The sequence below is a fragment of the Alteromonas sp. ISO5 genome, from assembly GCF_058105165.1.
Genome location: NZ_CM176572.1, coordinates 227,109 through 253,300, shown reverse-complemented (window position 1 = coordinate 253,300; position 26,192 = coordinate 227,109). Strand labels below are relative to the sequence as shown.

25 protein-coding genes are annotated in these 26,192 nt (G+C 50.1%); 9 read left to right on the top strand and 16 right to left on the bottom strand.

What is annotated here, in order from left to right; translation table 11 throughout:
* Positions 1-90: 90 nt before the first annotated feature.
* The 5 genes from prpF to AC2T0J_RS01085 all read right to left on the bottom strand — a co-directional run bounded on the left by prpF (position 91) and on the right by AC2T0J_RS01085 (position 6,768).
* Complete coding sequence (gene prpF, locus AC2T0J_RS01105; RefSeq protein WP_489808366.1) at positions 91-1,269, bottom strand: 2-methylaconitate cis-trans isomerase PrpF; 1,179 nt, start codon at positions 1,267-1,269, stop codon at positions 91-93.
* A gap of 59 nt (positions 1,270-1,328) precedes the next feature.
* On the bottom strand, positions 1,329-3,920 hold the full coding sequence (gene acnD, locus AC2T0J_RS01100; protein ID WP_489808365.1) for a Fe/S-dependent 2-methylisocitrate dehydratase AcnD: 2,592 nt from the start codon (positions 3,918-3,920) through the stop codon (positions 1,329-1,331).
* A 58-nt stretch (positions 3,921-3,978) separates the two neighbouring features.
* Positions 3,979-5,103 (bottom strand): bifunctional 2-methylcitrate synthase/citrate synthase, encoded by a 1,125-nt coding sequence (gene prpC / locus AC2T0J_RS01095; protein ID WP_489808364.1) that lies wholly within the window; start codon positions 5,101-5,103, stop codon positions 3,979-3,981.
* A gap of 99 nt (positions 5,104-5,202) precedes the next feature.
* On the bottom strand, positions 5,203-6,081 hold the full coding sequence (gene prpB, locus AC2T0J_RS01090; protein ID WP_489808363.1) for a methylisocitrate lyase: 879 nt from the start codon (positions 6,079-6,081) through the stop codon (positions 5,203-5,205).
* 24 nt (positions 6,082-6,105) lie between these two features.
* Positions 6,106-6,768 carry a GntR family transcriptional regulator gene (locus AC2T0J_RS01085; RefSeq protein ID WP_489810409.1) on the bottom strand — a complete coding sequence of 221 codons (663 nt, stop codon included), beginning with the start codon at positions 6,766-6,768 and terminating at the stop codon, positions 6,106-6,108.
* A gap of 353 nt (positions 6,769-7,121) precedes the next feature.
* Between AC2T0J_RS01085 and AC2T0J_RS01080 the strand changes: the two genes are divergently transcribed.
* Positions 7,122-7,331, top strand: a complete 210-nt coding sequence (locus AC2T0J_RS01080; protein ID WP_489808362.1) for a hypothetical protein — start codon at positions 7,122-7,124, stop codon at positions 7,329-7,331.
* A 7-nt stretch (positions 7,332-7,338) separates the two neighbouring features.
* Complete coding sequence (locus tag AC2T0J_RS01075) at positions 7,339-7,866, top strand: hypothetical protein (protein ID WP_489808361.1); 528 nt, start codon at positions 7,339-7,341, stop codon at positions 7,864-7,866.
* Positions 7,867-7,877: 11 nt separating this feature from the next.
* Here the strand turns inward: AC2T0J_RS01075 and AC2T0J_RS01070 are convergent, their stop codons facing one another.
* The 5 genes from AC2T0J_RS01070 to AC2T0J_RS01050 form a co-directional block, all read right to left on the bottom strand.
* Positions 7,878-10,850 (bottom strand): diguanylate cyclase, encoded by a 2,973-nt coding sequence (locus AC2T0J_RS01070; RefSeq protein WP_489808360.1) that lies wholly within the window; start codon positions 10,848-10,850, stop codon positions 7,878-7,880.
* A 102-nt stretch (positions 10,851-10,952) separates the two neighbouring features.
* The gene (locus tag AC2T0J_RS01065; protein WP_489808359.1) at positions 10,953-11,576 is read right to left on the bottom strand and encodes a BON domain-containing protein; all 624 of its coding nucleotides are present in this window, start codon (positions 11,574-11,576) and stop codon (positions 10,953-10,955) included.
* Positions 11,536-12,135: a phosphoheptose isomerase gene (locus AC2T0J_RS01060; RefSeq protein ID WP_105936437.1), complete on the bottom strand. Its 600-nt coding sequence runs from the start codon at positions 12,133-12,135 to the stop codon at positions 11,536-11,538. The genes AC2T0J_RS01065 and AC2T0J_RS01060 overlap by 41 nt, the downstream gene beginning before the upstream one ends.
* 41 nt (positions 12,136-12,176) lie before the next feature.
* Complete coding sequence (locus tag AC2T0J_RS01055; protein ID WP_489808358.1) at positions 12,177-12,521, bottom strand: YraN family protein; 345 nt, start codon at positions 12,519-12,521, stop codon at positions 12,177-12,179.
* 4 nt (positions 12,522-12,525) lie between these two features.
* Positions 12,526-14,442, bottom strand: coding sequence for a penicillin-binding protein activator (locus tag AC2T0J_RS01050; RefSeq protein ID WP_489808357.1), 1,917 nt, complete (start codon positions 14,440-14,442; stop codon positions 12,526-12,528).
* Between the two features lie 177 nt (positions 14,443-14,619).
* Between AC2T0J_RS01050 and rsmI the strand changes: the two genes are divergently transcribed.
* The 4 genes from rsmI to AC2T0J_RS01030 all read left to right on the top strand — a co-directional run bounded on the left by rsmI (position 14,620) and on the right by AC2T0J_RS01030 (position 16,910).
* Positions 14,620-15,453, top strand: a complete 834-nt coding sequence (gene rsmI / locus AC2T0J_RS01045) for a 16S rRNA (cytidine(1402)-2'-O)-methyltransferase (RefSeq protein ID WP_489808356.1) — start codon at positions 14,620-14,622, stop codon at positions 15,451-15,453.
* 137 nt (positions 15,454-15,590) lie between these two features.
* Complete coding sequence (locus AC2T0J_RS01040) at positions 15,591-15,857, top strand: hypothetical protein (protein ID WP_489808355.1); 267 nt, start codon at positions 15,591-15,593, stop codon at positions 15,855-15,857.
* Between the two features lie 276 nt (positions 15,858-16,133).
* Entirely contained in the window at positions 16,134-16,541 is a 408-nt protein-coding gene (locus AC2T0J_RS01035) for a hypothetical protein (protein ID WP_489808354.1), read from the top strand.
* 108 nt (positions 16,542-16,649) lie between these two features.
* Positions 16,650-16,910, top strand: coding sequence for a PspC domain-containing protein (locus tag AC2T0J_RS01030; RefSeq protein ID WP_489808353.1), 261 nt, complete (start codon positions 16,650-16,652; stop codon positions 16,908-16,910).
* 406 nt (positions 16,911-17,316) lie between these two features.
* On the opposite strand, the gene AC2T0J_RS01025 is transcribed toward AC2T0J_RS01030, so the two are convergent.
* From AC2T0J_RS01025 to AC2T0J_RS01005, 5 genes are all read right to left on the bottom strand, one after another.
* Positions 17,317-18,471, bottom strand: a complete 1,155-nt coding sequence (locus AC2T0J_RS01025; protein WP_489808352.1) for an IS110 family RNA-guided transposase — start codon at positions 18,469-18,471, stop codon at positions 17,317-17,319.
* A gap of 317 nt (positions 18,472-18,788) precedes the next feature.
* A complete protein-coding gene (gene nspC / locus AC2T0J_RS01020) occupies positions 18,789-19,919 on the bottom strand; it encodes a carboxynorspermidine decarboxylase (protein ID WP_489808351.1) in 1,131 nt (376 codons plus the stop codon).
* A gap of 22 nt (positions 19,920-19,941) precedes the next feature.
* The gene (locus tag AC2T0J_RS01015) at positions 19,942-21,144 is read right to left on the bottom strand and encodes a saccharopine dehydrogenase family protein (protein ID WP_489808350.1); all 1,203 of its coding nucleotides are present in this window, start codon (positions 21,142-21,144) and stop codon (positions 19,942-19,944) included.
* Between the two features lie 147 nt (positions 21,145-21,291).
* Positions 21,292-21,699, bottom strand: a complete 408-nt coding sequence (locus AC2T0J_RS01010; RefSeq protein WP_489808349.1) for a hypothetical protein — start codon at positions 21,697-21,699, stop codon at positions 21,292-21,294.
* 41 nt (positions 21,700-21,740) lie between these two features.
* Positions 21,741-22,658 carry a 1-aminocyclopropane-1-carboxylate deaminase/D-cysteine desulfhydrase gene (locus AC2T0J_RS01005; protein ID WP_489810408.1) on the bottom strand — a complete coding sequence of 306 codons (918 nt, stop codon included), beginning with the start codon at positions 22,656-22,658 and terminating at the stop codon, positions 21,741-21,743.
* Positions 22,659-22,793: 135 nt separating this feature from the next.
* Between AC2T0J_RS01005 and AC2T0J_RS01000 the strand changes: the two genes are divergently transcribed.
* The 3 genes from AC2T0J_RS01000 to AC2T0J_RS00990 are packed head-to-tail and all read left to right on the top strand — an operon-like array spanning position 22,794 to position 24,276.
* Positions 22,794-23,330: a chalcone isomerase family protein gene (locus tag AC2T0J_RS01000; RefSeq protein ID WP_489808348.1), complete on the top strand. Its 537-nt coding sequence runs from the start codon at positions 22,794-22,796 to the stop codon at positions 23,328-23,330.
* A 2-nt stretch (positions 23,331-23,332) separates the two neighbouring features.
* Complete coding sequence (locus AC2T0J_RS00995; protein WP_489808347.1) at positions 23,333-23,863, top strand: DUF3833 domain-containing protein; 531 nt, start codon at positions 23,333-23,335, stop codon at positions 23,861-23,863.
* A 29-nt stretch (positions 23,864-23,892) separates the two neighbouring features.
* Positions 23,893-24,276, top strand: a complete 384-nt coding sequence (locus tag AC2T0J_RS00990) for an MAPEG family protein (protein ID WP_489808346.1) — start codon at positions 23,893-23,895, stop codon at positions 24,274-24,276.
* Between the two features lie 435 nt (positions 24,277-24,711).
* Here the strand turns inward: AC2T0J_RS00990 and AC2T0J_RS00985 are convergent, their stop codons facing one another.
* Positions 24,712-26,034, bottom strand: a complete 1,323-nt coding sequence (locus AC2T0J_RS00985; protein WP_489808345.1) for a methyl-accepting chemotaxis protein — start codon at positions 26,032-26,034, stop codon at positions 24,712-24,714.
* Positions 26,035-26,192: the final 158 nt, after the last annotated feature.

Here is a 26,192-nt window from a genome sequence, read left to right as displayed (position 1 = left end):
GACCAGCCCATGCCCAATAGTCGCTGGCCACCCAGAGAAACTGGTTGGCGGCGCTGCGCACATTGCCTGTGCGCAGCGGGTTGGTAAAGACTAAACCTGAGGTGCGGGGATATGTACGCGACCGTCCATCAGAATTCGCGCTGAACGGCTCATCACCGCTTTGGTGGCGGTCCATTTGCCGTTAACAACGGCTGCTTCTGCACCTACGCCAAGCGTACCTGATGGGTGGCCGAACACCACACTGGCGCGATCCACACCGCCCGCTGCATCGTTCACCAGTGTGCCGGGAATAGCTGCTGCGGTGGCGATAGCCACGGCGGCAGTGCCCATCATCGCATGGTGTAATTTGCCCATGGACAATGCTCTTACCAATACGTCGATATCATCAATCTCAATAAGTTTACCGCTTGATGAAGTGTACTCGGCGGGGGGCGCAACAAAGGCTATCTTTGGCGTATGCTGTCTGCCTGCCGCTTCACTGATATCGCTGATCAAACCCATTTTTACCGCGCCGTGTGCGCGCAGGGATTCAAATTTCGCCAGCGCTTGTGGGTCGCTGTTAATATCGTCCTGCAACTCGGTTCCGGTGTAGCCGATATCCGCCGCATTAACAAAAATCGTCGGGATACCGGCGTTGATCATCGTGGCTTTCAGGGTGCCGAATTCTGGTGTGGTGAGCTCATCAACCAGATTGCCGGTGGGGAACATATCGCCCTCGCCGTCGGCCGGATCCATAAACTCTACTTTGACTTCCGCCGCCGGAAAGGTGACGCCGTCTAGTTCGAAATTACCGGTTTCCTGCACCTCGCCATTAGTAATAGGCACATGCACATTGATGGCTTTGCTGATATTGACTTGCCAGACGCGCACCATAACAACACCGTTGTCCGGTATACGCTCTGCATCGACTAAACCATTGTTCACGGCAAAGGCGCCTACCGCAGCGGTTAAGTTACCGCAGTTACCGCTCCAGTCTACAAAAGCTTTATCGATAGACACCTGACCAAACAGGTAATCCACATCGTACCCTTCGTGTTCGCTCTTACTTAAAATAACCGTTTTACTGGTACTGGAAGTCGCGCCGCCCATACCATCGGTTTGTTTGCCGTAAGGATCCGGACTGCCAATAACGCGTAGCAGCATGGCATCGCGATAGGCGCCGGGTTGTTGCGCCGCCTCGGGTAAATCGGCTAGATTAAAAAAGACGCCTTTACTGGTACCGCCACGCATATAGGTGGCCGGAATTTTTATTTGTGGTGCAAAAGCCATAAGTCTCTCACTAAAGGATTGTTAACTGCTAAGGGGGCGTAATGCCCCCTGATATCAGATTAGTTTGCTTCGGCTTCCAGGAAGTCCTTGGCAAAACGCTGAAGTACGCCACCCGCGGAGTAAATAGATACTTCTTCAAAGGTATCCAAACGACTGGTAACTGGTACTTCAACGATTTCGCCGTTGGCACGGTGGATTACCAGTGTCAGGATATTGCCTGGAGTGTGTTCACCAATCACATCGTAGGTTTCCGTACCGTCGAGTTCAAGGGTCTTGCGGGTGGTGCCCGGCTTGAATTCAAGCGGTAATACGCCCATGCCAATCAGATTGGTGCGGTGAATGCGCTCAAAGCCCTCCGCCACAATCGCTTCTACCCCGGCTAAACGAACCCCTTTTGCCGCCCAGTCACGGGACGAGCCCTGACCATAGTCGGCACCGGCGATGATAATCAGCGGTTGCTTGCGCTGCATGTAGGTTTCGATAGCTTCCCACATGCGGGTGACTTTACCTTCCGGCTCAATACGCGCCAGAGAGCCTTGTTTCACCTCGCCATTTTCAACGACCATCTCGTTGAATATTTTCGGGTTAGCCAGGGTCGCACGTTGGGCGGTAAGATGGTCACCACGGTGAGTGGCGTAAGAGTTGAAGTCCTCTTCCGGCAGTCCCATCTTGGCCAGGTATTCACCGGCAGCACTCGACGCCAGGATAGCGTTAGACGGCGATAAATGGTCGGTGGTGATATTGTCCGGCAGTATCGCCAGCGGTCGCATGCCTTTTAAGGTACGTTCGGCAGCCAAGGCGCCTTCCCAGTAAGGCGGACGACGAATATAGGTACTCATCTCGCGCCATTCGTACAGTGGGTCGATATCATCACCGTAATCAACTGAGAGGTCAAACATTGGCTCGTATACCTTGTTGAACTGCTCCGGTTTTACTGACGCTTTTACTACGGCATCAATTTCTTCATCGGATGGCCAGATGTCTTTCAGAGTAACCGGGTTGCCGTCCTGATCATGGCCGAGTACGTCTTTCTCGATATCAAAACGCACAGTACCGGCAATGGCGTAGGCCACTACCAACGGTGGCGAGGCTAAGAAAGCCTGTTTGGCGTATGGATGAATACGGCCATCGAAGTTGCGGTTACCGGAAAGTACTGCAGTTGTATAAAGGTCGCGGTCGATAATTTCCTGCTGGATACGCGGATCCAGAGCGCCACTCATGCCGTTACAAGTTGTACAGGCAAAGGCCACCACACCAAAGCCAAGTTGCTCCAGTTCAGGCAGCAGGTTGGCTTCTTCCAGGTACATCTTCACTACTTTGGAACCCGGTGCCAGAGAGCTTTTCACCCAAGGCTTACGCACCAGGCCTTTGGCATTGGCGTTACGGGCTAACAGACCTGCTGCCACTACGTTACGCGGGTTACTGGTGTTGGTACAACTGGTGATGGCGGCAATGATTACCGCGCCATCGGGCATCATGCCTTCCTGTTCTTCCCACTTACCGGCAATGCCGCGCGCAGCAAGATCGCTGGTAGCCAAACGTGCATGAGGGTTAGAAGGACCGGCCATGTTACGGGTCACTGATGATAAATCAAAGGTCAGTACGCGCTCATATTCAGCTTCGGTAAGCGTGTCAGCCCACAGGCCTGCCTGTTTTGCATAGGTTTCTACCAGTTCGACCTGCTCAGCAGTACGACCGGTGAGTTTCAGGTAATCCAGGGTTTGGTCGTCGATATAGAACATCGCCGCGGTGGCACCGTATTCCGGTGTCATGTTGGAGATAGTGGCACGGTCACCCAGGGTTAAGTGCGCGGCACCTTCGCCATAGAACTCAAGGTAAGCAGAGACTACACGTTCTTTACGGAGGAATTCTGTGAGGGCCAATACGATATCGGTGGCAGTAATCCCAGGCTGTGGTTTACCGGTTAACTCAACGCCGACGATATTCGGTAAACGCATGTAAGAGGCGCGACCCAGCATGACGCTTTCTGCTTCCAGGCCGCCTACACCTACCGCGATAACGCCCAGGGCATCAACGTGCGGAGTGTGACTATCGGTACCTACCAGGGTATCCGGGAAGGCAACGCCATCTTTAGCGTGTACTACCGGCGACATTTTTTCCAGGTTAATCTGGTGCATAATGCCGTTGCCGGGTGGGATCACATCGACGTTTTTAAAGGCGGTTTTGGTCCAGTTAATAAAGTGGAAGCGGTCGTCATTACGACGGTCCTCAATCGCGCGGTTCTTTTCAAACGCGTCTTTCTCAAAACCGGCATGTTCTACAGCCAGTGAGTGATCCACGATAAGTTGTGTTGGGACAACCGGGTTAACTTTGGACGGATCGCCGCCTTGCTCGGCGATGGCATCACGTAAGCCGGCTAAGTCAACCAGTGCGGTTTGCCCCAGGATGTCGTGACACACCACGCGTGCCGGGAACCAGGGAAAGTCGAGGTCGCGTTTGCGCTCGATTAACTGAATAAGGGAGTCTTTAAGTTGGTCTGGCGGACAACGGCGAACCAGGTTTTCTGCATGCACACGGGAAGTGTAGGGCAGGGTATCAAACGCGCCAGGTTTAATGGCGTCAACGGCTTCGCGCGCGTCGAAGTAGTCCAGATTAGTGCCTGTCAGGTGTTTACGGTATTCGGTATTCATGACGTATCCTAAAGCGTAGCAAGACTGCCGCTTCGACGGTCACGAAGCGGCAAAGGATTTAAGCGCGATCTGCGATAGCAGGAACCGGACGCAGGTCTTCGCCGGTATAATCTGCAGATGGGCGGATTATACGGTTATCAGCACGTTGTTCCATAACGTGAGCAGCCCAGCCTGTTAAACGCGACATCACAAAGATAGGCGTAAACAGTTTAGTGGGGATACCCATAAAGTGGTAAGCCGACGCATGGAAGAAATCCGCATTACAAAACAGTTTCTTCTCGCGCCACATCACTTCTTCACAGCGCACCGATACCGGATAAAGCACAGTGTCGCCCACATCGGCTGCCAGTTTTTCAGACCAGCCTTTAATGATTTCGTTACGTGGGTCAGACTCAGAGTAAATCGCATGACCAAAGCCCATGATTTTCTCTTTGCGCTCCAGCTTGCCCATCATTTCTGCTTCAGCATGTTCAGGCGAAGTGAAGTTTTCAATTAGTTCCATGGCCGCTTCGTTTGCCCCCCCATGCAGAGGACCACGCAGTGAACCTATTGCACCGGTAATACACGAATGCATGTCAGATAAGGTTGATGCACACACGCGAGCTGTAAAGGTTGATGCATTAAATTCGTGCTCGGCGTAGAGGATCAGGGATACGTGCATTACCTGCTCGTGCAGGTTGTTTGGTTTCTTGCCATGCAGCATATGCAGGAAGTGCGCGCCAATTGAATCGTCGTCAGTGTTAACGTCAATGCGAACGCCGTCGTGAGAGAAACGATACCAGTAGCAAATAATGCTTGGGAAACAGGCCAGCATGCGATCAGTGATTTCACCCTGCTCGCTGAAGTCGTTTTCCATTTCAAGGTTACCCAGCATCGAACAACCGGTACGCATAACATCCATTGGGTGGGCATCAGCAGGAATACGTTCCAGTACATCAAGCAGGGCCTGTGGCAGGCTGCGCATGCCTTTCAGTTTCGCTTTGTATTCATCCAGCTCGGCCTGGTTTGGCAGCTTGCCTTTAAGGATAAGATAGGCAACTTCTTCAAACTGACAGTGATTGGCCAGGTCCTTTACATCGTAACCACGATAGGTCAGGCCGGAACCTGAAACACCTACGGTTGATAAGGCGGTTTTACCGGCTACCTGACCACGTAAGCCTGCACCACTGAGTACTTTAGCCATCGTTTTTCTCCTAATGTAATTTTTGTAGAGTACACTTTTTCGGACTGACGCTTTGCGGGCGGTGAAACCCGGTTGGGCGGCGTCAGTCAGTTAATTTGCTTACTTGTTTTTACCTTCCGCGAATAACGCATCGAGCTTCTTCTCGTATTCGTGGTAACCCAGATAATCATAAAGTTCCATGCGAGTTTGCATCATGTCTGTGACCGCTTTTTGATCGCCGTCTTTTAAGATGGCGGTATACACGGTTTCGGCAGCTTTATTCATGGCTCGGAAGGCACTTAGAGGGTATAACACCATAGCGGCGCCCCATTCACCGAGCTCTTCTTTGTTCCATAATTCGGTTTGGCCAAATTCGGTGATATTAGCCAGAAGTGGCACATCCAGCGCTGCAGAGAATGCGCGGTAGTGCTCTTCGGTTTTCACTGCTTCGGCGAAGATGCCATCAGCACCGGCTGCCACGTAAGCTTTTGCACGCTCAATGGCTTTTTCCAGTCCTTCCTGTGCAAAGGCGTCGGTGCGAGCCATAATGAAAAAGTCCGGATCGGTACGGGCATCTACGGCTGCCTTGATACGGTCAACCATTTCTGCGGTCGATACGATCTCTTTGTTTGGACGGTGACCACAACGTTTCTGAGCTACCTGGTCTTCCATATGCACGGCCGCTGCGCCGGCTTTTTCCATGTCTCTAATGGTTTTGGCAATGTTAAATGCGCCGCCCCAACCGGTATCAATATCGACCAGTAGGGGGAGGTCGCAGGCAGAAGTGATGCGCTGAACGTCAACAATAACGTCATTTAACGAAGTCATCCCCAGGTCTGGCAGACCGTAAGAAGCATTGGCAACACCACCACCAGAGAGGTAGATGGCCTTGTGGCCAATGGCTTTTGCCATCATGGCACTGTAGGCGTTAATCGTGCCTACGATTTGAAGAGGTGTATTGTCGGCCAGTGCCTGACGAAATTTTTTACCTGCGCTCATAATCATTCTCTTGGTTTAGGGTGATTAGGATTGAAGCAACTTGCGTTCAATGTTGTTTTTTGAATACAAAATGTGACGACGCATTAGCATTTCGGCCAGCTCTTCGTCACGGTTTGCAATCGCTTGTACCACGTGTTTGTGCTCATCAAATGCGGTGGTGACCCGCGGCCCGGCCATACCAAGCTGCACACGATACATGCGAATCAAATGGTAGATGCCGTTAACCAGCACTTCGATGAGGTGTTGATTTTTGCTGCCCAGAATAATCCGGTAATGAAAATCCAGGTCGCCGGCTTCCTGATAATAGGACTCGCCGCCTTTTACGGTTTGAAAGTGATTGTCGAGCAGGGCCGTGAGGTCGGCAATTTCTTCATCCGACATGTTTTTTGCCGCCAAACGAGCGGCCATGCCCTCAAGCGCCTCGCGAACCTGGTAGAGCTGAATTAAGCCTTCCGGCGTTAATGACACAATACGCGCGCCGACATTGGCTTTACGCTCAACCAGATGGCAGGACTCAAGGCGGTTAATCGCTTCCCGGATAACCGCACGACTTACCTGATACTTTGTCGACAGTTCGGTTTCGCTCAGTTTACTGCCTGCCGGAATGGCACCTTCAACAATATCTCCCCGAAGCTGTAAAAACGTTTTGTCAGCGCTGGTGACCGCTTGTTCAGCAAAGGCTGCGATACTCACTATTAACGACTCACTTTAGAAAATATGTCGACAATATAGGCGCTTTAACCTGGTTAGTCAATATGATTACGGCCTTATTGTCGACAAAGCTGGGCAGTGGTTGGTGACGAATATGGTACTCAAATACGGCTGACCAGTCGCCAGCCCCTGCCAGACCTGCGCTTTGTAACAGGGCTAGTATAGCTGATGGCAATTTGAACAGCGGTGGCGTACCACCAAAGTATTATGTCGACGATAAAGCTGTGACGCAGGGAATAACACGCCAGATGGTGAGGGCTTGTTTGTGGTTACTTTGCCCTCGTGTTATTTTTCTGAAATTGGATTGTGGCTGTATTCAGGATGAAGATATGGGAGCAATTAACGCGACCAGGCTCGGCTCATTTGTTCTGGTATTGATGGTGATAATGGGGTATTACCTTGGCAAACGTAAAACAGAGACTCCGGTACTCACTACCATGCTGGCGATTTTGTTATTTTTTACACCACCTCTGGCGCTTATTTTTTTAATGATACTGGGTCTGAAAAGAGTGTGCGAACTGAGGCGAGACATTAGGTAACCGTTTTATGACAGCTTCCCTTAGCGCCATCGAAGATTTTGCCCGGCAAATCCGGGTTGAATGCCAAAGCAAGGCGCCTGATTACTCTCAGTTGCAAGCTGTCGGAGAACGGCTCCGAGATATTTGTCTGGCATCGAACTTCGATTTAACTCAGTTTCAACAGGCCGGGCCTGGTGAAGAGTTTATGTATCCGCTAAGTGAGGACCCTGCCGGCGGCCCTTCGGTCTATCTGGTATCTGATGGTAAAGGGGTCAGCACTCCAGCTCATGACCATCGGACCTGGGTGGTTATTGTTGGACTGTCAGGAGCAGAATTCCACGTTTTCTATTGTTGTGCAGACGCTCACAACCGGGCTGTCGTTGAAACCATAGAATGTGTGGTGGGAAGAGGTGATGTGCTGGTGATGAGAGGGAGTGATATTCATGCAATCGATGCTGCGCGAGGTATTCATCCCACCTGGCACCTGCATGTGTATGGTCAGTCGCAGGGCAGGTTACCCGCCTTTGCCAGTCGTTGTTACCCGATGAAAGACTAAAGCATCGCTGTTTAAATAAGTAGCAGGCGGTTGCGGCCGGCTTCTTTTGCGGCGTATAACGCTTTGTCAGCCCGCGAAATATACTTATCCAGGGTATCGTCGCTGGTATAAGCCGTGACCCCAATGCTGATGGTCAGCGAGATGCCCGGGGCGACGGCAGAGCAGTCTGTCTCGCTAACAGCCAGGCGAATGCGCTCGCATATGTCCTGTGCAACCTCGTTATCACAGTTTGGCAGGAGTATCGCAAACTCTTCACCGCCCCAACGCGCGACCAGGTCTTCCTCCCGGCAGTGGTGACTGATGGTATCCGCCACCAGCTTAAGCACCCTATCGCCTATGCTATGATTAAACGTATCGTTAATTTGCTTGAAGTGATCAATATCCAACAGAGCCAGACAAAGTGGCAAATTCCGTCTTCTTGCTCGGGCGCACTCGCGTTGCAGTGACTCATCAAATGCCCGCCGGTTGGCAAGACCGGTGAGTTTGTCTGACCGGGCCTGTTGCTCGAATTCAGCAGCCTGGCGCTTAATTTCCAGTAGTAATGCTGAACGTTCTTCATCGATTTTGCGTAGATTGTCGGCCTGTTGTTTTAGGGTATAAGTTTGTTCGGCCACCTGGGTACTCAGTTCTTCAGCGCGCTGGTGGAGACTCTTCATACGCCAGCGGTGGGCCACAATAACTAACGCTATTGCCACGAGAAAAAGCACAAACCAAAAGCTGGTTTGTTGCCAGAAGTAAGGAGCAATGGAAAAACGGAAGCTGGCATTTTGCTCACCCCATGCCCCGCCAGGATATGAGGCACTTACCATAAAATGATAGTCGCCTGGTGGGAGGTTAGTGTATTCAGCAATCGTATTAGAGCCCCGGTCTACCCAACTGTTGTCGAACCCCTGTAAACGGGTGCGGTACTGAATTCGCTCGGGCATAACAAAACCGAGTCCGGCAAACTGAATCTCAATCCGGTCTGCGCCGGCGGCAATATCTTTTTCGGAGTGTAAAGGCAGTGCTGAACCATTTACTTTAAAGCCTTCTATTACCACCGGCGGAGTATTGGCTGAAAAGCGGGTCAGTTCGGCCGGGTTAACCCGGCTAGCGCCTTTGGATGTTGCAAACCATACCGTGCCGTCCTGAGCCAGTGTGGCTGCCTGCATGGAGCCGCCATTGGCCTGCGCACTTTGCATGCCATCGCTTTCACCAAATAGCTCGTAATCTACCTGTTGGCGTTGCCCGGCGAGGTAGTCCTTAATTTGTTCGCGTCTGAAGCGCAGTATACCGCGGTTGCTGCTTAACCACAGATGTCTGTCCTGGTCGATAACCGCCTGAAAGACTTTATCGAAAGGCAGGCCCGCGTCGCGGCCAAGCATGGTCAAGCGGCCTGTGGTCAGATCAAAGGCTATCAGGCCACGATCGGTGCTCATCCACAGCAGGCCTGCTGCCAGATCCGGCGTAAAACCAAAGGCATATTCTGCATCATCGAGGTTGCTGATATCTATCGGGGTAATGTCTCCGCGCGGACTGCGTATCACTACCCCGCCACCGGTACCAATAAACAGACGACCGTCATCATGTAAATACAGCCCCATTACAAATGGCGTGGGTAAGCCATCTTCTGGGGTGAAACTGCTCACGCCGCTGCTGTCTACATAGTTCAGACCGTGGCCGGTGCCTACCCATAAACCGCCTTCCCGGGCAACCGCGATGGCGCGGACTTCGTTGGCCAGTAAGCCCGTGCGGCGGTTGTATTGCTGTACAATGGCACCATCCTGCCACTGTAACACTCCATCAGAATAGGTGCCTATCCAGACCGAGCCATCGGGCCCCTCAACCAGGCTAAGGACTGACTGGCCGTCGCTGTAGGCTGAAAAGTCAATGGTTTCTATACCCTGCTGAGTGATACGACTAACGCCCTGGCTGCTGCCAACCCAGACACTGCCGTCACTGTGTGACAGTACCGAGCGAATATAATTGCCGGCTAAACCCTGTTCTGCAGTCAGCGTGACAAAGGGGGCGTCACGCAACCTGAATAAGCCGCCATTAGTGCCGATCCAGATACTGTTTTCGCGGTCGCGGAATAATGACAGGATCCGATTGTTTGGCAGACCCGCGGCCATATTCAGACTCTCCAGACCGGCGTCACTGTAGCGAAGGAGCCCGCGGTCGGTGGTACCTATCCAGATTTGGTTATCGAAAGCCAGTAAGACCGATACCGGCAGATTCATTAACTGTGGGGAAAAAACGCTGACCTCACCAGCCTGATACTGGTAAAGCCCCCGTTCCGTGCCAATTAACAGGCCGTTGTTATAGGGTGTTAATGCAAGCACCGGGACTTCGGGTAAACCGTTGACCCGTTCAAGTCCAAAACTGTCGTCTTCACTGTTGAGGCGCACCAATCCGCGCCCGGTCCCCACCCAGACAGTGCCGTCTTTAGTGGTCAGTACGCTGGACACCACGTTACTCGGTAAGCCCTGTTGAGTGGTCAGTTGGGTACGTTCGCCCCGGGCTGTCTGACGGTAAACGCCTTGTCCTTCTGTTGCCAGCCACAGATTACCCTGGGGATCGTCGGCAACGGCATTAATCAACACTCTCAACGGTGACCAGCTTTGCCAGTTATCCGGGCGACGTTCGCTCAACCCACCGCGGGCCCCGGCAAAGATCAAATTGGATTGGCGGTTTTTATGGATGGTGCGGATACCGACATCCGGCATACCACTGGGTTCGCCGCGGCCAAACACGGTAAACGACCGGCCGTTGAACCGGGCCGCACCTTCCCAGGTACCAACCCACAGGTAGCCGTCTTCACTTTGTGCGATGGCATTGATAGTGTTGTGTGGGAGTCCGTCGCGGGTGGTCCAGACTTCTCGAAAATAATCGCTGAGTTGAGATGGCGCAGCATAGCCTGTGATACTGAAAAAAACAGCCAGGGAGTAAAGGGCTACACATAAGAAGGTTTGCTTAACAGTCTGGCGACTGACGTACCTGGACATCGACGATTTTCCGATCAATATTGTCAGAGTAGTTTCCTTTAGCATAAATGCAGTATGGGCCTTTGTCTATCAGTGAAAGCCTTGCCTAACATCTTCATCCTGCTAGTAAATTTCAAAAGCACGAATGACCCGCGCTACGCCGTCTACATGGCGAGCGATATCGACTGCTGCGGTGGCTTCCTGATTAGTGACGAGGCCCATTAAAAACACTTCTGAGTCTTCGACAATAATACTGATTTGTGAGGTCGGTACATTATCGGAAGCCAGAATTTTAGTGTGGATCTTAGTGGCCAGCCACCGATCATAAAGTTCACTGGAGGTGGCAATGGGCTGACCGATACGGATCTGATTGTGGATTTTGTTGATATAGTTAATGCTGCGGACCTGCTCTTCAGCCTGCTTGATGTCGGCCTGGCTTGCCGCCTGCCCGGTGAGTAATGCCACCTTGTTGTAGACGGTCACTTCAATATTGGACGTTTCGTTAAGGTTGTCCTGCTTTCCTATCAGCCGTGAAGCGGTATTTTGTGCATTAAAATCGTCTAATTGTGTGCCTGCCGTGCGGCGGTCATTGGAAACCGATACCGCCGTGGCACTTACCGCACCTACAGCTACCACGGCACAGCCGTTGAGGCTGCCTGATAACATCAGGACAGCACCAACGGTCAGTATGTTGCGTAACAGAGGCTTAATAACCATCAGGGTCATGGGCCGGGAACAAGCTGTCATCAATACACTCGCATAAACAATGAATGACCAGTAGATGAACCTCCTGGATCCGCGCTGTGCGGTTGGAGGGAACACGGATTTCCACATCGTGTTCACCCAGGAAACCTGCCATCTCACCGCCGTCTTTACCGGTCAGGGCTACGATAGTCATGTCCCGTGATAAAGCCGCTTCCATGGCGTTAATCACATTACGAGAATTACCACTGGTGGAAATTGCCAGCAATACATCGCCCGGCTGGCCCAGCGCACGTACCTGCTTGGAGAACACTTCATCGTAACTGTAGTCGTTGGTAATAGACGTCAACGTTGAGGTATCGGTGGTAATGGCTATCGCCGGCAGGCTGGGGCGGTCGCGTTCGAAACGGTTTAACATTTCCGACGAAAAGTGCTGGGCGTCGCCGGCTGAACCACCGTTACCACAGCTTAAAATCTTATTACCGCGGATCAGCGCTTCAACCATCATCATGGCTGCTTTATCAATGGCTGGCGGCAGCATTTCTGACGCTGCAATTTTGGTTTGGATACTTTCGGTAAAATTCGCTTTGATATTTTCGATCATGTAGATATATCGTTTCTCTTAACTGCACAGGCTCCATGACCCTACTGAGCGATGTTTTTCAGCCAGTTGATGTTATCACCGTCAATGACTACTGCGTCAAGCCGCATGGGAACCATATTGGAATTCATACCATTATCACTTAAATAACGTTGAAACGCAGTACCCATTCGGTGAATTTTTGCCGGACTGATAGTTTCGGCAGCATGGCCATGGCTATCCTGCTGGCGATATTTTACTTCCACACACACCCAGGTTTGTTGTTCCTTCATTATCAGGTCGATTTCGCTGCCGCGATAGGTCACATTTTTGGCTACCAGAGTGAGTCCGGCCCGTTGCAGATACTGTTGCGCACGTTTTTCCTGATGATGACCAATCCAACGTGCCATGGCGTTACTCAGCCAGTACCTTTACTCGTTCACGGGTGACCACGGCTTCGGGTAAACTGCGCACTATCTCATTGTTCTGATTAACACTGAGTGAGCCGGTCAGGCCTTCGTACTGTAGTTGTGGTAACAACGCCATACTGCTAATCCGCGGCAGCAGGTTGTAAGCATCTACGCCAAAGGCAAACAGACGTTGCAGCGGCGTAGGGCGTTGCGGCCACAGCGCTTCGGTCTGGGCGGCCAGCTCCGGTGCCGGATTGTCTGGCAGTACCCATGGCATATCGAGGAAATGCAGATTCTCCAAATCACGCCACTGATTGCGCGACTGGGCATAATCAATAGACCGGGAGGTTGCGAAAACCGGTACGGTTACGCCACCAAAAGGACTGATGCTTGCTTCAATTACCGGGTTAACCAGTTCGGTTTGTTCCGGTGAGGTAAACACCACTACTGCATCAATATCCCGTCGGTTACGCGCCATGTTATATAACTCATCGTCGGCGAAACTCTGAATTTCTTTGATGCGTTCCTTACTCTGGGCAACGTCCAGGGCATCCAGAATCCCCTCCCGCAGTGTATTGTTATCGGAATAGGTAACCAGGGTAGGGGCACTGTGCTGACTCGCAGCCAGGCCGCTGGTAAGCTGCTGCCAGCGATTTAAAAAGGCGTCCTGCATGCGCTGGTGGAGGGTGTTTTCGGAGGCGACCAGCACCGGTGAGCGACGCCCCTGGGTAAATACTCGTTCGGCCAGCTGACTGGCTTCATCTTCCGGCGCCAGTGCATAGTAAACCTGAGAGCTGAAGCTGGCTGGCAGCAGCTCTCTCTCTTGTTCGCTATTGCCGAGTGCAGGTAGGGTTAGTTCAGGTCGGTTGAGCGTCAAAATGCGGTGTTGTGGGCCGAGTTTAGGCAGCAGAGCATCCACATTCTCTTTTAATAAGGGGCCGATGATCCAGTCAGCGTCTGCAGCGGCCGCAATTAACTCGTCGACGGTTACGCCATTGGTGTCGATAAAGTGCAACTGTGGGATCCGGGTTGCATTCATTGCAGCGGCATCGTTAAAATAAGCGGCCAGTATCCCTTCTTTTATCGCCATGCCGGTGACCTGTAAACGACCACTGAGTGGCAACATAACAGCGATGCTTTCGCGCTTGGTTTGGGTCAACTGAGCGAGGTTGCTTAAGTTGTCCGGCCAATAAGTGACCAGCGGGTGATTGCGAAATACGCGCTGATACTGAGCCAGTTGTTGCCGGAGTGCGTCAGGCTCAAAACCATACTCAAGAATAAGCTGACGTAAAGAAACGTATGCGGGGAGTTTGGTAAAGCGGGCGCTGTTTTGTAATTGCTGTGTCGATGCCTGGTTTACCCATTGCCAGGCCTGAGCCACATGTTCGGGGGAGGCATCATCACTATTGAGCAGCGCGTCAGCGGCCGCCAGCCACTGACCAAGACGAGTATATTCGGTTGCCATCAAAGCAAACTTTTGCGCTTTGGTAGCCGGGTCGGGGGCTGCTATGGATTGCAGCAGTTCGAGTCGCTGTGCACTGCCCACCCGGGGATCGCTACTATAGAGTTCGACCAGAAGTAACTGATAGCGATTTTGTTGTTCCGCTAACCGGATTTGATCACGCAGCATATAAATAATCTGGCTGGCTTTGGCTGGCGCACCTTCATCCAGAAAGGCTTGTGCCGCATCCAGCAGGTAACGGTTACGCAAATTCACATCGCTGGTTGTCTGCCAGACATCCTGAGCCCGGGCGACCATCATCGCAGGAGTCAGCGTTGTCTCGGGATTCTCTTCGGCCTGAACCTCCTCCGGCACAGAGGTTTTCACCGGTACGCGGGTTGTAGGCGCGGTAGAACCGCAACCGCTCAACAGCAAAGTCACACTTAAACCTAACAGTAACCATGGGTAAGATCGGCGCATAAATGTTCCGCGATTCCATACAATTATTCCTGAACTGTCAGTTTAACTGACTGATAACTAAAATCTACGGATTAATCTAAATTCTGGCCCAAAGAGCAGTGAATACCACACAAAGGTTTCCGCCATTGTGACAAACAGGTATATTGGCAGCCTTTCAGTTTTGCCGGATTTTATCCTATGACCGCCGCTACCCTTTACATTGTGCCAACGCCCATTGGCAACCTGCAGGATATTACCCAGCGGGCTATCGACGTGTTAGGCGCTGTAAATTGGATAGCAGCGGAGGATACCCGTCATAGCCAGAAGCTTTTACAACATTTTTCTATTCAGGCGAAAACCCTTTCGCTGCATGATCATAACGAAGAAAAGCGTACTCAAATGCTGTGCAATAAACTGCTCGGCGGCGAATCCGTTGCATTAATTAGTGATGCCGGTACACCATTGATCAGCGATCCTGGCTTTGTGCTGGTACGTGCATGCCGGGCCAGCGGTATCAATGTGGTTGCTTTGCCTGGCCCTTGTGCGGCGATAACCGCGCTAAGCGCTTCCGGCCTGGCTACCGATCGGTTTATTTTTGAAGGGTTTTTACCGGTTAAAAATCAGGCTCGAATGAATGTGCTGGCAACGTTGCTCGACCGAACCTGCACCAGCGTATTTTACGAAGCACCACGGCGGATTCTGGATACCATTAACGACATCAAAGCAGTCCTGGGGCCAGAGCGGCATCTTGTCCTGGCCAAAGAGCTGACCAAGACCTTTGAGACCTACATCAGTGATACGCCGGACGGTATCATCGCCTGGCTGGTAGAAGATGCCGTACATCAAAAGGGTGAATTTGTATTGATGGTTGCCGGCGCTCCGCCTGCCAGCGATGAGCTGCCCGCAGAAGCCATGGCACTGCTCACACGTCTGCAGCAGGATTTACCACTGAAAAAAGCGGCTGCCATTGTGGCAGATCATTATCAGCTAAAGAAAAACGCTTTGTATCAGGCCGGTTTGGCCCTAAAATAGGACTAACGATTTATCCTACATTCGGCTGGTTGTTCTAAGGCCGTTATTTCAATAATTCAAATATCAACACGCTGGCAGTTGCAGTGTGCTTCTTTAGTTATTTCAGGTGACACACAACGTTCTTCGGAGAATGACGAATGCTTGAGAAAACGCTCAATATCGATATGGAACGCGGCAACTGGATGGTGAATATCATCAATGAGCATGCCGACAACGGTGTTTACGAATTAGTCTCGCCGGCCCGCTCAGCAACGGTGCATATTCAGGACAACCATATATACGGGTTTGAATACAGTATCGTTGGTAAGGCCGACAGCCCGTTCAAAATTAAACTGGACGATACCGTACTGGCAGAAGGCAAAATCGCCGCCAGTGGTATTAGCCGTGGGCACGGTATTATTTAGCTCAATCTTAAGCGCTCAGTTATCAGCCATAAATTAAAGCGATGGTAGCTGTCGAGAGAGCGTAATTTATTCTCTGGTGCGCGTTTTACACCAAACTACAATTATAGTAGGGAGTGGTGTATTTAATGTTGGATAAAAAACACCATTACAGCCGTATTCTTTTATCTGTGGGACATTTAAGATAATCTGAAACTATTAGGAGATTGAAAAGCACCAAAATGGCAGTTTTATTCAGACTGTTTTGGTGTCTATTTAACAGTTAGCAGCCATAGGGAAATGATGAAGAAAATAATATATTCCCCACTTTTTTGGGGTTTCTTATTCGTCGCAATCATGGTTAAAGCTTGTGACTCTATATCGGATGATATCTGCGGTAATGAGATATATAAGCAATCGCAGTCGCCTGATGGTAAATTCATAGCATTGGCATTTTCAAGAGGTTGTGGGGCTACTACAGGTCTCTCTACTCAAATATCAATTATTCCAGTTAGGGATAATTTAGAGAATGAACCCGGTAATATATTTATTGCTGATAGCCCCCCAAAAATTGTAAAGCCAACTATGTCATGGCAACCGGATGCCAAAACATTACAAATCAACTTCATCAAACAAGGTGAAATATTTAAAGCAAATAACCGGTATGGTGAACACATTGCTATCAGCTACGGTGAGAATGGCAGCTAACAAGCCAAGTAAGCGGGACAATTACGCGCAGGCTCCCGTCACTTCGTTCCGTATTATAGCCTGCGCTAATTGCCCTTTCTTGGGGCGTTAACCGCCAAAGGAGAAGGCATGCAAGATGTTCACAAGATAAGTTTACTTACACGTGGTAAAACAGGGATTATTGCTGGTGTTTGTTCTGGGGTGGCAGGCTACTATGGTCTTCGTACAAACGGTCTACGCTTAGTATTCGTACTTGCCATGTTTTTCTTCGGCGCTACTATTTTGGCCTATATTGTTTTATGGCTTATTTTGCCAAGATATCCAACTAATCAAGCAATGGTTCGCAATTTAGAACGTAAAGCAGCGCAAAGGCGAGGTATTGGCAGTTAACAAACCCAAGTAAGCGGGACAATTACATGTGGGCTCCCGTCACTTCGTTCCGTATTATAGCCCACATGTAATAGCCCCTTCTTGGGGCGTTGGTATGACTCCCTTTGTCAACCCTGAACGAGTGCTTCCCTGACACTCTTTCAGTCCATAATTAGTTATCTTTTTCACTCAAATAAATGAGCTAACGCACCGGATGAGGCAGTAATGTCGTCGGTTGTTATGCTGGTATTCGTAGGTTACTTATTCGATGAATAAGCAGAGCTGACCTTACTCAATCCGCCGTGGCACCTTCTCATCAGTCTATGCTCGTGGGTCAATCACGGTTAAGTGATTGCCATCATAACGCCCTCGTAGGTTGTGCCACCTTCCGCGGCCTGATCCGAATGCGTTAGCTCAAACTCGTTTATCATGCAGGTACCCGGCTCAGTCTTAATTTGGGATTAACCGGCGTGAGTACCACTTCTTTCGCGATTGCCCAGATGTAGGCTGCCATTTCCCTGGCAATGGCGGTAATGATGAGGTTGTAGTGTTTTCCTCTCTTACTCATTCGCTGGTAGCGTTTACACAAACGAAGCTGCGCTTTCCAGGCAATATCAATGATGTCTTTAGGTAAGCCTTCCTGCCTTAACTGTAACTCGGTGGAGACGTTTGCCGGGTATCGATAACTGTGCGCGCCTTCAATCAGTAGACGCCTGGCCCTTCCATTACCTGCTTTGGTAATAGCCCCTAAGTGCCGTTTGCCTCCGGAGGATTGTTCACTTGGGACTAAGCCCAAGTACGCCATCAACTTTCTGGGGGGGTCGAAGCGATGTAAATCGCCAAGTTCTGCCACGACACCAACAGCCACTAGCAAGCGAACGCCCCGCATAGCCTGAATCGCCTTCACTACCGGATAATAACGCCACTGGTGAACATGATGAGTGAGTTCATTATCCAGCCGTTCTAATCGCCGGATGCGTTCCTCAATAGTCTGAAGTTGTTCCTGCAAAACAATTTGCTGCGCCGGATGGGGCAATATCAATTCAGTGAGCCAGCGCAGATGTTTCTTCGACCAGTTGGCTGTGCCTTCATAACGAATATTGTTTCGAAGCAGTAAGGCCTTAAGCTGATACTTCGCTTCTTTTAAATCCTTCATGGCCGCTTCACGAGCGCGGGATAAATCGCGAACCGCTTCATCTTCGGGCTCCGGGACATAGATTGGCGTGAGGTCTTCTGACTTCAATGACCTCACCAATTTAAGCGCATCCCGACGGTCGGTTTTAATTCGCTCCCCAGGCTTTTTCGGAATAAGAGAAGGGGCGACCACATAACAGCAATGACCTAAACTTGTTATCAGTCGATAAATCCAGTAGCCACAAGGTCCAGCTTCATAAACCACGTGCAGAGTCGCGCCAGGATATTTCGATTCAAACTGACGTAGTAGCTTTTTAACACTGACTTTGGAAGAAGGGATGCGCCCGTAATGAACAGGTACAGCACCACGCTGTTCTTCACAATACGCCACTTCATGAAATTCTTTGTGCGTATCCAATCCGATAAAAATCATGCTATGTTTGTTCATGCTAGCCTCCAAATTGATTTAGTATTGAACAAACTAATTATGGCAATGGCTTTCAGCTAACCAACGAAAATGCGGAGGCTAGCATTTCACAGGGAGTCATTGTGTCTAGATTGATGGGAAATAATGCTAATTAAACTTATTCTTTTTTCATTTCTAGTAGCTTCACAACCTCCAATGCTTGATATGTCAGGCTACTGGTATGGAAAAATCCCCGGCGAAAAAGAAAGCGAATTTCGTTTTTCTACATTACGGAAGAAGGTAATTTAGAGATCGATGAAAGCTAACAAGGCGTTAAAATCGGAGTGATGGAAACGCGCTTAGGATAAGCGCGCTTTAAAATCGTCGTAATGGAATTGACGGACTAATTCGAAATCTCCGTTGGAGCGTAAAATTCCAATAGCCGGGTGTTCCACACCGTTAAAAAACGTGGTTTTTACCATGGTGTAATGCATCATGTCTTCAAACTGCAACCGTGTGCCAATGGCCAGGGGCTCTGCGAAACTGTACGTGTCTATCACATCGCCGGCCAGGCAGGAGTTGCCGCCAAGCTTGATATCATGGCCCAGTTCTCCGGGTTGTCCACCGTGCAATATCGCCGGGCGATAAGGCATTTCCAGTACATCCGGCATATGCGCGGTAGCTGATATATCCAACAGCGCAATGGGCCCATCGTTATTTACGATATCCACTACTTCAGCAATCAGCGGCCCGGTTTGCCAGGCCACTGCAGAGCCCGGTTCGAGGATCACATCCAGGTGGGGGTATTTCGTTTTGAACGCTTTCAGCGTACTGATAAGGTGGTCAACGTCATAGCCGGCGCGGGTCATCAGATGCCCGCCGCCTAAATTTAACCATTTTAATTGCCCCAGCCATTCACCGAAACGTTGTTCGATGGCCTCGAGGGTGCGAGCCGTTGCGAAAGAGTCGCACTCACAGAGATTGTGGCAGTGAAAGCCTTCAATACCGTTTAACCCGATACCTTCCAGTTCGCTGGCGCGGATCCCCAGTCGCGAACCCGGCGCAGCCGGATCGTATAGGGGGGTGTCTGCTTCCTGATGTTCAGGGTTAATACGCAAGCCCAGCGAAACACCAGGCAAGGCATCCTTATACGCCTGCCATTGGCTAAGACTGTTAAACGACAGGTGATTAACTAACCCTGCCAGTTCAGCAATGTCTTTCGCTTTGTAGGCTGGCGCATAGGCATGCACCTCTTTGCCCATTTCGCTGGCCAAACGGGCTTCCCATACCGAACTGGCGGTGGCGCCGTGGAGGTACTGCTTCACAATGTCGAACACAGACCACATGGAGAACCCTTTGAGGGCCAGAATAATTCTGGCGCCGGATTCATCCTGCACGCGTTTCATCAGTTCCAGATTGTTAACCAGCTTCGCTTCCTCCAGCACATAGCATGGGGAGGGAATATCGGTGCGTTGGGTTAAATCGGTCACGCCGTCGTCTCCGTCAATACCGTTACTTGCTGAATGGGCTGCTATCGCATTCGATCACATGCCACGGCAAGCCGTGCTTGTTGAGCTCTTCCATAAACGGATCCGGATCAAATTGCTCCATGTTCCAAACGCCTGGCTTATGCCATTTACCCTGGAGCATCATCATCGCGCCAATCATGGCAGGCACACCAGTGGTGTAAGACACTGCCTGAGCGCCAACTTCTTCATTACACACCGCATGGTCGCAGTTGTTATAGATGAAGATGGTTTTTTCTTTGCCGTCTTTAATACCAGTAATATACGTACCGATACAGGTCATGCCGGTATAGCCTTCGGCCAGGGAGCCCGGATTAGGTAATACGGCTTTCAGAAACTCCAGTGGGACAATTTGCTGACCCTGGAATTCCACCGGCTCGATGCTGGTCATACCGATGCCTTCCAATACACGCAGGTGGTTGAGGTAGGCATCGCCAAAAGTCATCCAGAAACGGGCGCGTTTCAGTGACGGGAAGTGCTTAACAATGGATTCGAGCTCTTCGTGGAACATCAGGTAAGAAGCACGAACACCGATATTCTGATAGTCAAGATCTTCGCGTACGCTCAGTGGATCGGTTTCTTTCCACTCGCCTTCTTCCCAGAACCGACCCCGTTGAGTGATCTCACGAATGTTGATTTCAGGGTTGAAGTTGGTGGCAAAGGCTTGCCCGTGGTCGCCGCCGTTACAGTCAACAATATCCAGATAATGGATTTCATCGAAATAGTGTTTCGCCGCATAGGCGGTGTAAACATTGGTTACGCCCGGGTCGAAACCACTGCCAAGCAGCGCCATGATACCGGCCTGTTTGAATTTATCCTGGTAGGCCCATTGCCAGCTGTATTCAAACTTGGCGACATCTTTGGGCTCATAGTTGGCGGTATCCAGGTAATCGGTCCTGGTGGCCAGACAGGCATCCATGATTGGCAGATCCTGATACGGCAGCGCCAGGTTAACTACCAAATCCGGGTTAACGTCGTTAATTAATGCTTCAACGGCTTTAGCGTCGTCGGCATCAACGGCGAATACGCCTTTTACACGGTTGATTCCCACTTCTTGCTGCAGTGCTTCACATTTCGAAACGGTACGGCTGGCGAGGTAAATTTCGTCGAAGTACTCAGGCAGGCGAGCACATTTTTTTACAGTAACTGCCGCTACGCCACCAGCGCCGATAATCAGAACACGAGACATAGTCATGATCCCTTTTGTAATGGATTTAAAATTTGCGATGAATGCTATCAGACGGCGGAAAATAGGCAAGCAAAGTTGACCGTCTGCCGCCTAAAAGCATAGCCTTACAATGCAGTTCCTGCCGCGCTGTAAAATGATTAATAATGATTACTTTTCAACCAGTGGTGGTGCAAGGATGACACGCTGATTTTGACGATAATAAGGATAGACCACCGAACGTTCGGGACGGTTGGGTTCGCACAAAGTAATTACAATAGCGTCTTGGGCTTCCTGTTCATTAATTTCGATTTGTGCCGCATACACTAGCGTAGCATAGGCATCGTTGTCGGTGATATTATCGATGATGCGCCATTGCAAATGCTCAAGAATTTGCATCTCACCAGGATTCTCAACGCCAAAATCTTCACTGAATAAACAGCCTATACGGCCGTTTTCATAAATCGCTGCGAACGGGTAAAAGGAGTTTTCCATCCGCAGTAGGGTTTTACACAGGGTTAACGAGCGGTCGATTAACAACTGGCCGGGACGCGAAAAAACGGTATGATTGTCACTCATGTTGTCTCCCTGTTCGTTTTTAATACTCTGGGTTGGTAACGTTACGAATAGCTCTCCGGATCAGTTCGGGCTCCCTGTAGCCCGCCGGTATGCACAATGATTATCTGCTCGTCAGTTGCAAAGACCCCCTGAGCCAGCAACGCTTTTACCGCAAAAAATACTTTGCCTGAATAGACTGGCTCTACCGGAATCGCATAGTCCTGCTGCATTTCTGCGCACAGATTGAGTAGTGCCGGCGAGGTGCGGGCATAACCCCCGTGATGATATTGATGCAGAATGTGCCAGTCGCGTTTTGATTTAATGGGTAAAAATCGTGCTACCAGGTTTTCAAGATACCCAAGCCCATTAAGAACTGCAATACCCAATACCTGCTGCCTGGCGGTGACACCGGCAATTATACCGGCCATTGTCGCGCCACTTGCCACGGGAGCAATAATCTTATCAAACGGTACCTGACATTCCTCCAGCATGGTTTTAACACCGGCCAGCGCAGCATGCTGACTGCCACCTTCAGGAATGATCAGGGCCCGGGGATATTGTTTGCTCAGTCGGGCGAGGTAGTCAGACTCATCACGTTGCTTATATTCCAGTTTAGTCAGGTAGCGGATATTGGCCTGCCAGAGTCTCAGGTCGGTCAGCATTGGGGTTGGCGATGCGGCATAGTTACCTCTGATCAACGCCGTAAACTCAATGCCCAGTTGCTGGCAGCACCAGCCAAGGGCATGCAGGTGATTGGAAAAGCCGCCACCAAAGCTCACGATGTGTTGCGTCGTGGCGGCGTTGTTTGCCAACAACTGACTCAGCTTGCGCCACTTATTACCGGAAATAATGGGGTGGATAAGGTCGTCACGCTTCACCCACAGAGTGACTCTGTCGGCGCCCGGCCAGTCTGGTGTAAAGCGCTGTAACGGAGATGGCAGGCTGAGTCCTAACTGCTTTTGCAGGTGCTCTGGGGTCATGATGGGTATTGCTGTCAGTAACCAAAAGCGCAGGGTAATCCCAGTCATTGAAAAGATCAATCACCGGTATTTTGTCAATGTGATCATGAAAGAGCCTGCCGGGGTATAAGAAGCATCAGATTGTTCGGAGTGTTTATGACAAATTATCTGCAACAGCTTTGCGCCCTGACTTTTTTAATGTTGAGTTATACCGCGCAGGCCAACAGCGGCGTGCCTGAATTAGTCAGTTCGGCGGTACCCGGTGCAGCCAAAGTTGGCGAAGCCCGCTACTCGTATTTATTCTGGGACGTATATGACGCCCGCTTGTTTGCCCCGCAGGGAAAATGGCAGCCACAGGCCTCTTTTGCCCTAGCGCTGACTTATCTGCGCGACTTTGATGGTGCGGACATTGCCGAGCGTTCTATTAAAGAGATGCGCGAGCAAGGTTTGTCGGACAAATCCCGTATAGAGCGTTGGCAGAGCATGATGCAGCAGATTTTCCCGGATGTGAAAGAGCAGGACACCATCACCGGTATCAAAACCCGAGCCGGTGTAACCCGCTTTTTTCATAATACCGAGCTGGTGGGCGAGGTAGCGGAACCGGCTTTCGGCGAATGGTTTTTTAATATCTGGCTCGGACCACAAACCACCGAGCCTGAATTCAGAGCAAAATTACTGCAGTTAGAGGAATAGACATGTATCGTATATTAGTTTTAGGGTTGTTGGTTTTTGCATTAACCGGTTGCAGTCTTTCCATCGATGGCAGCAAGTATCAGCAAACAACGCCCCCGTTGTCGCTGGAGCAATTTTTTGATGGTGAAGTGAAGGCCTGGGGCATCGTACAGAACCGTTCTGGTGATGTGGTGCAACGCTTCACCGTGGACATTAAAGGGAGTATGGATGGTGACACCCTGGTGCTGGACGAGTCCTTTGATTACGAAGTGGGCGAGGGACCAGTGCAGCGCACTTGGCGGATAACGCCAACCGGCAGCGGTGTTTATGAAGGCCGTGCCGGCGACATTCTGGGTGTGGCAAAGGGTACCTCTTACGGTAATGCTTTTAATTTTCAATACGAAATGGACTTACCGGTCGACGATACGACTTATCAGGTTGCGTTCGACGATTGGTTTTGGGCCATGGGTGACGGCACCCTGATGAACCGCTCTTATGTGAAAAAGTTTGGTCTGGTAATGGCAGAAGTTACCATCTTTATGCAACGCCAATAACCTTTAAAACTTCAAAGAGAGATACTGATATGACGATATTTTTACTCTGTCTGATACTGGTATGTGTCATGCCATTTCTGGCAAAAGTACCATTGGCTATTGCGATGCATCGCGCTGGTGGCTACGATAATCACGACCCTCGCGCTCAGCAGCAGGCCTTAAAAGGGTTTGGTGCAAGGGCCAATGCAGCGCATTATAATTGTTTTGAGGCTATCACCTATTTCGCGCCGGCGGCACTCGCGGTATTGGCATTATCCACTATTGGTACTACTCACGTATACCTGGCTGTGGCCTTTGTGATTTGCCGGATTGTGTACCTGGTTTGCTATTGGTACGACATCGACAAATTACGCAGCATCATGTTTGTCGCCGGGCTGGTTATAAGTATTGCGATGTTCGCCACATTATTGTAACGCACGGTTAATAACAGCGGTGTTGTTGAGGGGCGATTGGTCAGTTAAACGGCTACAAACCGCCCGCAGCAACATAGTATTATGCTAAGTAAAAAGCGGTATAAACGATGCTATGCCTGCAAGCGTTTTGCTCACCGGTCCTGGTGGACACAACTGGACAGGAGTAATTGAGAGCTGTCGCTGCACTACAGCACTGGCCAATACCGTTTCAGTCCAAAACGAACAGCAAGCGTTTGTTATTATCACCCATCCGGACACAATGAGAGCTGGAAAGGCGGCGCTGTGCAGGTGTGTGCCGCTATTATCCGAAAACCATCAGGCGGTATACCTGTAATACCGGCGACCTCAGCGCTCCAATTACCAACCAGTCCTTATAACCAGTAATAAAACAGTCAGGCTACTTCAATAAAAATCGAATGAGCGAGCAGTTAAATACTAAGACACATTCTTTATCTCAATCAGGTCTGCGTCCTTGGGGTCAACCTTATCAATTAATCCATCAATCTTTCGCATATTTGCAAGCTGCTCCTGAAGCTTCAGCGAAAGCTCACTCAGCTCCGCAGAAGACAAAGATGTTTCTTCTGCAGATGCTGCGGTAGAGTGGATCACCTGGTCGATTTCCGACATGCCTTGATTTACCTGACTCAACCCCGCAGCCTGACCTTGCGAAGCATTGTCGATTTCTTCTATATTGCTGGAGATACTCTCAACGTGATTAACAATTTTGCTTAATGCAGCGACACATTCCTGTGTTATTGCATTTCCTTTTTCGATATTGTCTACCGATGATTGAATATACTGCGCTGACTCGCTAGCGGCTTTTGTACTGCGTTCTGCAAGTTGACGTACTTCGTCTGCAACGACAGCAAATCCGCGGCCCATTTCTCCTGCACGAGCAGCCTCAATTGACGCATTAAGCGCGAGTAAGTTTGTCTGGGAAGCGATATCATTAATGACGTTTATAATGTCGCTAATTGCAACGCTGGAGCGATTAATTTCTTCCATGGCCTGTTCGAGCTCTCTTATCTCATCAGAGGCCTTAGTAGCAGCTTGCCTGGCTTCAAATGATACTGCACTGGCATTGGATGCACGTTCGGCATTTTCATTCGCCTGAGTGAGTATTTCGTTTAGCGAACTGCCTATTTGAGTAATTGAGGCGGCTTGCTGAGTCGACCCTTCTGTAAGAGCGAGACTGGCAACTTTAAGTTCGTTTGCACCTGTTGTGAGATTCTCACTGATCGCATCAACATCTCTGTACACGGCTTTTAGGGCAACCTTTTCAGTAATTTCCTGCACATATTCTACGTGACCTATTTTTTGGCCATCGAGTCCTCGGATATAACAAGTATCTACCCGAAAATCTTTCCCCCATTGATTGAAAGCTGTGACTGGTTTGCCTTTTCTCAAACAGGTTATGCCACAGTCTTCGGTATTACAGATGTTTGCTCCCCAATTTGAACAGTGCTGCCCAAGTACATTTTCGCGTTTAACACCCAAAGGGTCGGTAGCCGCTTTATTGACAAATGTCCACTTCATATTCATGTCTGTCACTGACAATGGATTGGGAATCGCGTCAAGGATTTGCTCGTAAAAGTTAACGTTATCTTTTATTGCTTTTTCCAACTTAATTAAGCTGGCTAGCCCTGCTGCCAAGACAACAACCAGGATCAACAGATTAACGTTTGAAATAGCGAAAAGTAAGACAATAACTATGCAAAGAAGATTGATACTTAGTGCGAGACGATAATATTTTTTCATGCTCTTTCTCAACAACAGCTCGATTTGTGGCAACTAGTTATAAAGTAGTCCAAGTCTGCAATTAATCGAGTGAGGACCGTCTTTTTCTTCATAAAATTAGACTAAAGGTTACTTCGACTACTCTGCTGTGGTTAACGGAGTGGTATTTAAAGTCGCCA

What these genes read in the sequence shown, in the direction of transcription:
- prpC (WP_489808364.1), bottom strand. Translation starts at nt 5,103, where the DNA reads ATGGCTAAAGTACTCAGTGGTGCAGGCTTACGTGGTCAGGTAGCCGGT.
- AC2T0J_RS01060 (WP_105936437.1), bottom strand. Translation starts at nt 12,135, where the DNA reads ATGATCGAAAATATCAAAGCGAATTTTACCGAAAGTATCCAAACCAAA.
- acnD (WP_489808365.1), bottom strand. Translation starts at nt 3,920, where the DNA reads ATGAATACCGAATACCGTAAACACCTGACAGGCACTAATCTGGACTAC.
- prpF (WP_489808366.1), bottom strand. Translation starts at nt 1,269, where the DNA reads ATGGCTTTTGCACCACAAATAAAAATTCCGGCCACCTATATGCGTGGC.
- AC2T0J_RS01035 (WP_489808354.1), top strand. Translation starts at nt 16,134, where the DNA reads ATGATGAAGAAAATAATATATTCCCCACTTTTTTGGGGTTTCTTATTC.
- AC2T0J_RS01070 (WP_489808360.1), bottom strand. Translation starts at nt 10,850, where the DNA reads ATGTCCAGGTACGTCAGTCGCCAGACTGTTAAGCAAACCTTCTTATGT.
- AC2T0J_RS01065 (WP_489808359.1), bottom strand. Translation starts at nt 11,576, where the DNA reads ATGACAGCTTGTTCCCGGCCCATGACCCTGATGGTTATTAAGCCTCTG.
- AC2T0J_RS01040 (WP_489808355.1), top strand. Translation starts at nt 15,591, where the DNA reads ATGCTTGAGAAAACGCTCAATATCGATATGGAACGCGGCAACTGGATG.
- AC2T0J_RS00990 (WP_489808346.1), top strand. Translation starts at nt 23,893, where the DNA reads ATGACGATATTTTTACTCTGTCTGATACTGGTATGTGTCATGCCATTT.
- AC2T0J_RS01010 (WP_489808349.1), bottom strand. Translation starts at nt 21,699, where the DNA reads ATGAGTGACAATCATACCGTTTTTTCGCGTCCCGGCCAGTTGTTAATC.
- AC2T0J_RS00985 (WP_489808345.1), bottom strand. Translation starts at nt 26,034, where the DNA reads ATGAAAAAATATTATCGTCTCGCACTAAGTATCAATCTTCTTTGCATA.
- AC2T0J_RS01000 (WP_489808348.1), top strand. Translation starts at nt 22,794, where the DNA reads ATGACAAATTATCTGCAACAGCTTTGCGCCCTGACTTTTTTAATGTTG.
- AC2T0J_RS01055 (WP_489808358.1), bottom strand. Translation starts at nt 12,521, where the DNA reads ATGGCACGTTGGATTGGTCATCATCAGGAAAAACGTGCGCAACAGTAT.
- AC2T0J_RS01025 (WP_489808352.1), bottom strand. Translation starts at nt 18,471, where the DNA reads ATGAACAAACATAGCATGATTTTTATCGGATTGGATACGCACAAAGAA.
- prpB (WP_489808363.1), bottom strand. Translation starts at nt 6,081, where the DNA reads ATGAGCGCAGGTAAAAAATTTCGTCAGGCACTGGCCGACAATACACCT.
- AC2T0J_RS00995 (WP_489808347.1), top strand. Translation starts at nt 23,333, where the DNA reads ATGTATCGTATATTAGTTTTAGGGTTGTTGGTTTTTGCATTAACCGGT.
- AC2T0J_RS01030 (WP_489808353.1), top strand. Translation starts at nt 16,650, where the DNA reads ATGCAAGATGTTCACAAGATAAGTTTACTTACACGTGGTAAAACAGGG.
- AC2T0J_RS01075 (WP_489808361.1), top strand. Translation starts at nt 7,339, where the DNA reads ATGACAGCTTCCCTTAGCGCCATCGAAGATTTTGCCCGGCAAATCCGG.
- AC2T0J_RS01015 (WP_489808350.1), bottom strand. Translation starts at nt 21,144, where the DNA reads ATGTCTCGTGTTCTGATTATCGGCGCTGGTGGCGTAGCGGCAGTTACT.
- AC2T0J_RS01080 (WP_489808362.1), top strand. Translation starts at nt 7,122, where the DNA reads ATGGGAGCAATTAACGCGACCAGGCTCGGCTCATTTGTTCTGGTATTG.
- AC2T0J_RS01050 (WP_489808357.1), bottom strand. Translation starts at nt 14,442, where the DNA reads ATGCGCCGATCTTACCCATGGTTACTGTTAGGTTTAAGTGTGACTTTG.
- rsmI (WP_489808356.1), top strand. Translation starts at nt 14,620, where the DNA reads ATGACCGCCGCTACCCTTTACATTGTGCCAACGCCCATTGGCAACCTG.
- AC2T0J_RS01005 (WP_489810408.1), bottom strand. Translation starts at nt 22,658, where the DNA reads ATGACCCCAGAGCACCTGCAAAAGCAGTTAGGACTCAGCCTGCCATCT.